This is a genomic window from Actinomadura sp. 6K520, assembly GCF_004349245.1.
In the GTDB taxonomy this organism is placed as follows: Bacteria; Actinomycetota; Actinomycetes; order Streptosporangiales; family Streptosporangiaceae; genus Spirillospora.
In genome coordinates this window covers 1-7,721 of sequence record NZ_SMLC01000258.1, presented here as the reverse complement: position 1 = coordinate 7,721, position 7,721 = coordinate 1, and the positions used below count along the sequence as shown (strand labels likewise).

Genomic DNA, 7,721 nt, shown 5'->3' with positions numbered 1-7,721 from the left:
CGCCCGCCCCGGCCGACGACAAGCCCGCCCCGCCGCCCCGGAGCGGTTCCGACCGGAGCGACTCGGACGACGACGAGCCGGGCGACTGGACCCAGATGTACGGCGGCAACCGCTGACGACGGGTCAGCGGCCGGCCAGGATCAGAGTGCGGCCAGGGTGCCGGGGACGTCGTTGACGACCATCGCGTCGAAGCCCGCGGCCGCGTAGACCGGGGCCGCCTCCGCGGTGGGGCACCAGACGACCGTCTCCAGGCCCGCCTTGTGCGCGACGTCCACGCAGTGCTCCAGCGGGCGCAGCCGCGTGTCGGGATGGTCGAGCCCGCACGAGCCGGTGTGCACGGCGACCGCGTCGAAGCCGAGGCCCGCCGCCGCCGGGACGGCCTGCCACAGCGGGAACCGCAGCCACGTCAGCAGGCCCAGCGGCACGCCGGGAAGCTCGTCCCGCAGGAACGTCAGCAGTGCCGGGTCGAACGAGGTGACGAGGAGCCTGCGGCGCCTCGCCTCGCGCTTCAGCAGCGGCAGGAGCAGCGCGCCGGTGCGGCGGGACGGGGCGTCCACCGCGTCCTCCAGGACCGTCTTGACGTCCACGTCCACCGCGATCTCCGGCGGCAGCGCGGCGAAGATCTCCGTGAGCCGCGGCAGGCCGCAGGCCGCCGCCGCGACGTCGACCACGTAGTTGCCGCCGGGGGTGGTCGGGTCGTGCCGGAGGACGAGTTCGTCGTCGGCGGTGCGCGTCACGTCGATCTCGACCCACGACGCGCCCGCGTCGATCGCGGCGAGCATCGAGGCCAGCGTGTTCTCGGCGACGGGCGTCCCGGCCCCGGGCGGCGTCGGGACGCCCGAGCCGTAGCCGCGGTGCCCGATGATCGCGGGGGTGGCCTCGAAGATCACCGGCGGTCCTCGCCCGCGAGATGCTCGGCGACGACGACGTCCAAGGGCTGGGTGACCTTGAGGTTGCGCTCGCTGCCCGGCACCACCCGGATCGGGACGTCGGGCAGGTAGCGGTGGACGATGCCGCAGTCGTCGGTGGCGCGCAGCGCCGGGTCGGCCTGCGCCAGCTCGTACGCCTTGCGGATCGTGCCGAGGCGGAAGCCCTGCGGGGTCTGGAACCGGGTCATCGTCTCGCGCGGCGGCATGGACACGACCACGCCGTCCTCGACCACCACCATCGTGTCGGACGCGGGGAGCCCGACCGCGACGGCCTCGCCGCCGTCCAGCGCGTCCAGGACACGGCCGATGACCCCGTGGTCGACGAAGGGGCGGGCCGCGTCATGGAACAGCACCCGGTCATCGTCGGGGCGCCCGGACAGGGCGCCCAGCGCGGCGACCGTGGAGGCGGTGCGGGTCTCGCCGCCCTCGATCACGGCGGCCGTCTTGCGGAACGGCGCGGCGATCGCGGCGGCCTCGCGCAGATGGCCGGACGCCATCACGACGACGACCTCGTCGATGCCCCGATGGGTGTCGAACGCGTCGATCGCGTGCGCCAGGACGGGCCGTCCGCCGACGTCGACGAGCTGCTTGGGGCGCCCGGCGCCCAGGCGCCTGCCGACCCCGCCCGCGAGCACCACCGCTACCGCAGCCATCTCACCCCTCGGTTTCCGCGACATCCGGTCACCGGGCCACTACGCTGTGCATCTGCGCCGCGCTGTTCCCGACCGGCCGGAGGCCCCGATGGACGAGTTCCGCCGCGACCGGCCGGCCACGCTCAACGTACCGGACGAACCCGTGATCACCCGCCCGGAACCGGCGGCCGCCGGAGCCGCGGACGGCTCGTACCGCCCATATCGCGCGGGATCGAGTATGGTTACTTCGCCGTGCTGGGGTTCGCGCAGGCGGGTTCGGCGCCGCTCGTCCACGTGCCGATCGCCGTCCTCGCGCTCCGCCGCCGCGGCATCGTGTACCGCACCCGCCAAGGGCGTCGCTCGCGGGCCCGCTCGGTCTGCTCCCGTTCGCGTCTCCCGCACCGGTCGCCTAGCTTGGCGTGTTCGTCCGGTGCCGGGGGCACCGTCGCGCGGCGGCGGGGCAGCCGCGGCAGCGGCGTGAAGGTCGACCTGAAGGAAGAGGAAGCATGATCGGCATGGTGCTGGCGGCAGGGGCCGGCCGGAGGCTGCGGCCCTACACCGACACCCTCCCCAAGGCCCTCGTCCCCGTGGACGGTGAGACCACCATCCTGGACATCGCCCTGGGCAACCTCGCCGAGGTCGGCCTGACCGACGTGGTCATCGTCGTGGGCTACTGCGCGGGCGCGGTCGAGGAACGCGCGGACGCCCTCGAAAGGCGGTACGGCGTGCACATCACGCTCGTGCACAACGACAAGGCCGAGGAGTGGAACAACGCCTACTCCATGTGGCTGGCTCGGGAGCACTTCTCCAAGGGCGTCCTCATGGTCAACGGCGACACGGTCCATCCGGTGAGCGTGGAGAAGACGCTACTGGCGAACCGCGGACCGGACATCCTCCTGGCGGTGGACGACGTGAAAACTCTCGCCGACGAGGAGATGAAGGTCATCCTGGACGGCGAGGGCCACCTGAAGACCATCACCAAGCTGATGGACCCGGCCACCGCGAACGGCGAGTACATCGGCGCCACCCTGATCGAGCCCGCCGCCGCGGAACCGCTGGCCGACGCCCTCAAGGCCGTCTGGGAACGCGACCCCGACCTCTACTACGAGGACGGCTACCAGGAGCACGTGAACCGGGGCGGCCGCATCGGCGTCGCGCCGATCGGCGACGTCGACTGGGTGGAGGTCGACAACCACGACGACCTGGAGAAGGCCCGGCGGATCGCCAAGGGCTACTAGCCCGTCCCGCGACCGCCCCCCGACCACCGACAGCGCGGACGACGAGGACGCTCATGCCCCTGCTGACGCGGATGCTGAACGCGCCGCTCTCCATCGACGTCCGGCGCGGCGCGATCGCCGCCCTCGGCGACCTCCTCGCCGACCGGCGGATCGCCACCGAGGGCCGCGTGGCGATCGCCGTCGGCCCCGGCCAGGGCGACCAGATCGCCGACCACGTCCGGCCGTCCCTGGCGGCCTGCGATGTGTACCGCGTGGCCGGCGGCACCGTGGACGCCGCCGTCGAGCTGGCCGGAAAGCTGCGCGCCGGGTCGTACGAGGCCGTCGTCGGCATCGGCGGCGGCCGGACGATCGACGCCACCAAGTACGCGGCGACGCTGTCGGGCATCCCGATGGTGTCGGTCGCCACGAACCTGTCCCACGACGGGATCTGCTCGCCGGTCGCGTCCCTCACGCACGACAACGGCAAGGGCTCGTTCGGCGTCGTGATGCCGCTGGCGATGATCGTCGACCTCGACTACGTGCGGGCCGCGCCCGAGCGGCTCGTCCGCGCCGGCGTCGGCGACGTGCTGAGCAACTTCTCCGCCGTGGAGGATTGGCTGCTCGCCGCCGAGCAGTGCGGCGAGCGGGTCGACCGGATGGCGCTCACCGTGGCGCGCACCGCCGCCGAGGCGCTGCTGCACCAGCCGCAGTCGATCGAGTCGGACCGGTTCCTGACCGTGCTCGCCGAGAGCCTGGTGCTGTCGGGGATGTCGATGGCGTTCGCGGGCGACTCCCGGCCCGCCAGCGGCGGCGACCACGAGATCCTGCACGCCATCGACCACCTCTACCCCGACACCGCCAACCACGGCGAGCTGGCGGGGCTCGGCACCGCGTTCTGCTACCACCTGCGGGCCACGCACCTCGGCGACGGCGACGGCGCCGAGCGCCTGGCGGAGATCCTCACCTGCCTCGGGCGGCACAGCCTGCCCCGCCTGCCCGGCGACGTCGGGCTGTCGGTCGAGCAGTTCGCCGAGGCCGTCCTGTACGCGCCGCGGACCCGCCCCGGCCGCTACACGATCCTGGAATACCTCGACCTCGACAAGGACGAGACCCTCAAGGCGGTGGAACAGTATGTCCAGGCCCATGGAGGCTGAGCTCCCGGGGCGGGACACCCCGCCGGAGACCGGGGACGACGCGCCGAGACCGCACCGCAAAGGCGCCACCGTCGCCGACGTCCGCCGGTACGGGCAGCCGCCCGGCCTGAAGGACCGCCGCAACGAGGAGCACTGGGCCGGCCGCCTCTACATGCGGGACCTGTCCCCGTACTTCGCCTGGCTCGCGCTGCGCCTCGGGTTCACCCCCAACCAGCTCACCTACCTGATGATGGCGAGCGGCGTCCTCGCCGGCGTCGTGGTGTCGCTGCCCGCGTCCGGCACCGGGACGCTGTGGACGGCGCTCGGCGGCGCCGTGCTCATCCAGGTCTACCTGCTGCTCGACTGCGTGGACGGCGAGGTGGCCCGCTACCTGAGGCAGACCTCGGTGGCGGGGGTGTTCCTCGACCGGATCGGCCACTACCTGTCGGAGGTGGCGCTGCTCATCGGCCTCGGTTTCGCCGCCCAGGGCGGCTGGGAGAACGGGGGCTGGGTCGAGCTCGGCCTCATCGCCGCCCTCGGCGCCGCGCTGATCAAGGCGGAGACCGACAACGTCGTCGTCGCCCGCGCCAAGTCGGGGCTGCCCGCCGACCCGGCCGGCGGCGACCGCGCGCTGCGCCCCCGCTCCACCGGCATCGCGCTCGCGCGGCAGGCGGCGTCCATGGTGCGCTTCCACCGCATCATCGGCGCGGTCGAGCTGTCGCTGCTGATCCTCGCGGCCGCCGTGCTCGACACCGTCTTCGGCAACGCGACGCCCACCGCCGTCCGCGTGCTCATGGTCGCGGTCGCGGCCGTCGCGGCCGTCCAGACCGTGCTGCACCTGGTCAGTATCCTGGCGTCCCGGAGGCTGAAGTGACCTCCCTGGACGAGGACGCCGTGGAACCGAGAGAGCACGCCCCCGGCCCCCGCGCGGACGGGGCCGCAGCCCTCAGCGTCGTCGTCCTGACCATGGGGAACCGCCCGGCCGAACTGGCCCGCGCGGTGCGCAGCGCCTTCGACCAGGAGCACGTCGCCGTCGAGGTCGTCCTCGTCGGCAACGGCGTCCCGGGCGACTGGCTGCCGGGCGACGACCCGGTCTTCGCCGACGAGCGCGTGACCCTGCTCCGGCTGCCGAAGAACGTCGGAATCCCCGCGGGACGCAACCGGGGGGTGGCGGCGTCCAGCGGGGACGTCATCCTCTTCCTGGACGACGACGGCTGGTACCGCTCCCCGCGCCTCGGCGCGTACCTGCGCGACCGGTTCTCCGCCGAACCCGACCTGGGCGTCGTCTCGTTCCGGGTACGCGACCCCGAGGGCGGACGCGGCGAACGCCGGCACGTCCCGCGGCTGCGCGCCGGCGACCCGGAACGCTCGTCCGCCGTGACCACGTTCCTGGGCGGCGCCTGCGCCGTCCGCCGCGCCGCGTTCGACGCCGGCGGAGGTCTCCCGGAGGACTTCTTCTACGCCCACGAGGAGACCGACCTCGCCTGGCAGATCCTCAACGCCGGCTACCGCATCGTCTACGACGCGTCCGCCGTCATGTTCCACCCCGCCGTCCTGCCCACCCGGCACGACATGTTCTACCGCTACAACGCCCGCAACCGCGTCTGGCTGGCCCGCCGCAACCTGCCGTGGCCCCTGGCCATGACCTACCTCGCCGTGTGGGTCGCCATGACCGTCCTTCGCGAACGCAGGCCGAGCGCCCTGAAGCCCTGGTTCAGGGGCTTCGCGGAAGGCTGGCGCAAACCCGCGGGCCCGCGCCGCCCCATAACCTGGCGAACCGCCTGGCGCATGACCCGCACCGGCCGCCCGCCTGTTATCTAGCAGTTCCCTTGGCGTCAGGCGCTAGGGCGCCTTCCTTCGGCGGGAACTGCGGTGCGATCGCTGCATCGCTACGTCTCGCCTTGCGGCTCGCTGCGCGATCAGGTTTCTCGCAGGCTCGAAACCTGCCTTCGGACGCGATCGCGACGGTTCAGGCTGTTGCGTGGTTGCGGTGGTGGCCGAGGTAGGTGCAGTAGTGCGTACCACCGGGGGCGGCCACGGTCGCGGGGCGCGGTGGGCGCTGGAGTTGTGGTGGGGGCGTGGGCGTCAGGTGTTATTGGGGGCCTGGCGTCCTAGGGCACGGCAAATGAGTTCCGTCAGTTCTGCGGTTATGTCGTCCAGGGGGATGTCCTGGCCGCGGGCGGACCAGTGGTGGACGAGGTTGTTGACGGCGCCGATGACGGCGATCATGGTGAGGCGGTAGTCGCGGTCGGCGGCCTCGCCGCGGTCGACGGCCTCGCGGGCCATCGCGACGAGGGTGTCCTCCCAGCGGGAGCGCCAGCGCAGCCGGTGCTGCTCCAGGCCGGCGCTGACGCCGATGACCTCGACGAACGCGATGCGGGCCCAGCGGGGGTCGCTGGCGGTGACGGTGACGAACGCGCGCACCGCCCGTTCCACGCGGGTCGGCAGGTCGGCGTCGGCGGTGCCCGCGTAGGCGGTGGCGAGGGCCGCGGAGGCGCGTTCGTTGATGTCCCTGTGCAGCGCGGCGAGCAGTTCCTCGCGTCCGGAGAACTCCTCGTAGAAGTTGCGCGTGGACACGCTCGCCGTCCCGCACAGCCGTTCGATGGACGTGGCCGCGTAGCCGCGGGTGCCGAACAGTTCGAGGCCCGCGGCCAGCAGGCGCTCCCGCCGGTCGGCGCGGCGCTCCTCGGCCGACCGGCCTCCGTAGCTGCGCCTGGGCGCGGGATTCCGGCCGCTCATCGCTCTCCGTCCACCGGAACGAATGGGGCAGCGTCAGCCTAACCGCGCGGCCGGTCACTTTTCACCGCCGCCGGGACGGCGCGGCCGCGGCGGCTCAGCCGGTGAGGAGCGTGTCGCGCCACCCGGGGTCGGTGGTGAGGACGGTGAGGCGCTGCGTGGCGCGGGAGACGGCCACGTAGAGGACGCGCAGGCCGCGCGGGGACTGGGCGGCGATGGTCTCGGGCGCCACGATCACCGCCGCGTCGAACTCCAGGCCCTTGGCCTCCAGGACGTCGAGGACCTGGACGCGTTCGGGCAGGTCGGCGGCGAGCCGCTCGCGGTCGGCGGCCGTCCACACGGGGGCGCCGGACGGCTCGGGGCCGTCAAACAGGGTCGCTTGCCCGTCCGGCTCGTCCTGGGGGTTCGCCTCCTCCGGGGGGAGCGGGACGATCAGGCCGATCGTGCCGTCCACCTGGCCGAGCAGTTCCTCGGCCGCCTCCCACGCGGCGGTGATGCCCAGATCGGGCAGCACGCGGATGACCGGGTCGATGCCGGACGTGCGGACGGCGCGGGCGGGCCGGGCCTCGGGCAGCGCCACCGCGAGCACCCGCGCGGACACGGCGGCGATCTCGGTGGAGTTGCGGTAGTTCGTGGTCAGCTCGTACTCGTGCCGTGCCCGGACGGGGGCGGGCTTGCGGGGCCGGCGACGTCCCCGGGACGAGCCGCGGGAGCCGGACCGGGCACCGCCGAGCGCCGTCTCCATGGCCTCGCGGGCGGCGTCCAGGTCCTCCCAGGCGCTCTGGGCCGGGTCCTCCACGATGGTCCAGCTCGCCTGGCGGCCGCGCCGGCCCAGCATGCGCCACTGCATGGGGGAGAGGTCCTGCGCCTCGTCCACGACGATGTGCGCGTACTCGGGACGCTCCTCCACCACGCCGTCGTCCACGCGCCGGGACCGTTCGAGCCGCTCGATGGACGTGGTGAGCTCCTGCATCTCGGGCTCCCAGGTGTCGTCCGCGACGTCCTCGCCCGTGAGGATGTTGACGCCGTCCACGACGAACGGGTCGTCGGCGGCGGGGGCCCGGCGGCGGGACG

The 7,721-nt window shown here is 73.4% G+C and carries 8 protein-coding genes; 4 read left to right on the top strand and 4 right to left on the bottom strand.

The genetic code is table 11. The features are described from left to right. Positions 1–140: 140 nt before the first annotated feature. Positions 141–890, bottom strand: a complete 750-nt coding sequence (locus E1289_RS35020) for a glycerophosphodiester phosphodiesterase (RefSeq protein ID WP_131988042.1) — start codon at positions 888–890, stop codon at positions 141–143. Then, positions 887–1,582 carry a 2-C-methyl-D-erythritol 4-phosphate cytidylyltransferase gene (gene ispD, locus E1289_RS35015; RefSeq protein ID WP_131988040.1) on the bottom strand — a complete coding sequence of 232 codons (696 nt, stop codon included), beginning with the start codon at positions 1,580–1,582 and terminating at the stop codon, positions 887–889. Before ispD ends, E1289_RS35020 begins: the two co-directional genes overlap by 4 nt. A gap of 485 nt (positions 1,583–2,067) precedes the next feature. Here ispD and E1289_RS35010 point away from each other — a divergent pair, with 485 nt between their 5' ends. The 4 genes from E1289_RS35010 (at position 2,068) to E1289_RS34995 (ending at position 5,732) form a co-directional block, all read left to right on the top strand. Beyond that, positions 2,068–2,799, top strand: a complete 732-nt coding sequence (locus E1289_RS35010) for a phosphocholine cytidylyltransferase family protein (protein ID WP_131988038.1) — start codon at positions 2,068–2,070, stop codon at positions 2,797–2,799. A gap of 53 nt (positions 2,800–2,852) precedes the next feature. Beyond that, the gene (locus E1289_RS35005; RefSeq protein WP_131988036.1) at positions 2,853–3,932 is read left to right on the top strand and encodes an iron-containing alcohol dehydrogenase family protein; all 1,080 of its coding nucleotides are present in this window, start codon (positions 2,853–2,855) and stop codon (positions 3,930–3,932) included. Further along, positions 3,922–4,785, top strand: a complete 864-nt coding sequence (locus E1289_RS35000) for a CDP-alcohol phosphatidyltransferase family protein (protein ID WP_131988034.1) — start codon at positions 3,922–3,924, stop codon at positions 4,783–4,785. Before E1289_RS35005 ends, E1289_RS35000 begins: the two co-directional genes overlap by 11 nt. A 92-nt stretch (positions 4,786–4,877) precedes the next feature. Next, the gene (locus tag E1289_RS34995; RefSeq protein ID WP_131988044.1) at positions 4,878–5,732 is read left to right on the top strand and encodes a glycosyltransferase; all 855 of its coding nucleotides are present in this window, start codon (positions 4,878–4,880) and stop codon (positions 5,730–5,732) included. Between the two features lie 264 nt (positions 5,733–5,996). Here the strand turns inward: E1289_RS34995 and E1289_RS34990 are convergent, their stop codons facing one another. After that, positions 5,997–6,650 (bottom strand): TetR/AcrR family transcriptional regulator, encoded by a 654-nt coding sequence (locus E1289_RS34990; RefSeq protein WP_131988032.1) that lies wholly within the window; start codon positions 6,648–6,650, stop codon positions 5,997–5,999. Between the two features lie 94 nt (positions 6,651–6,744). Beyond that, a partial coding sequence (locus tag E1289_RS34985; RefSeq protein WP_165970744.1) for an ATP-binding domain-containing protein occupies positions 6,745–7,721 on the bottom strand: 977 nt, incomplete at its 5' end.

Coding starts and splice junctions, on each gene's coding strand:
- ispD (WP_131988040.1), bottom strand. CDS start 1,582: ATGGCTGCGGTAGCGGTGGTGCTCGCGGGCGGGGTCGGCAGGCGCCTG.
- E1289_RS35010 (WP_131988038.1), top strand. CDS start 2,068: ATGATCGGCATGGTGCTGGCGGCAGGGGCCGGCCGGAGGCTGCGGCCC.
- E1289_RS35005 (WP_131988036.1), top strand. CDS start 2,853: ATGCCCCTGCTGACGCGGATGCTGAACGCGCCGCTCTCCATCGACGTC.
- E1289_RS35000 (WP_131988034.1), top strand. CDS start 3,922: ATGGAGGCTGAGCTCCCGGGGCGGGACACCCCGCCGGAGACCGGGGAC.
- E1289_RS34995 (WP_131988044.1), top strand. CDS start 4,878: ATGGGGAACCGCCCGGCCGAACTGGCCCGCGCGGTGCGCAGCGCCTTC.
- E1289_RS34990 (WP_131988032.1), bottom strand. CDS start 6,650: ATGAGCGGCCGGAATCCCGCGCCCAGGCGCAGCTACGGAGGCCGGTCG.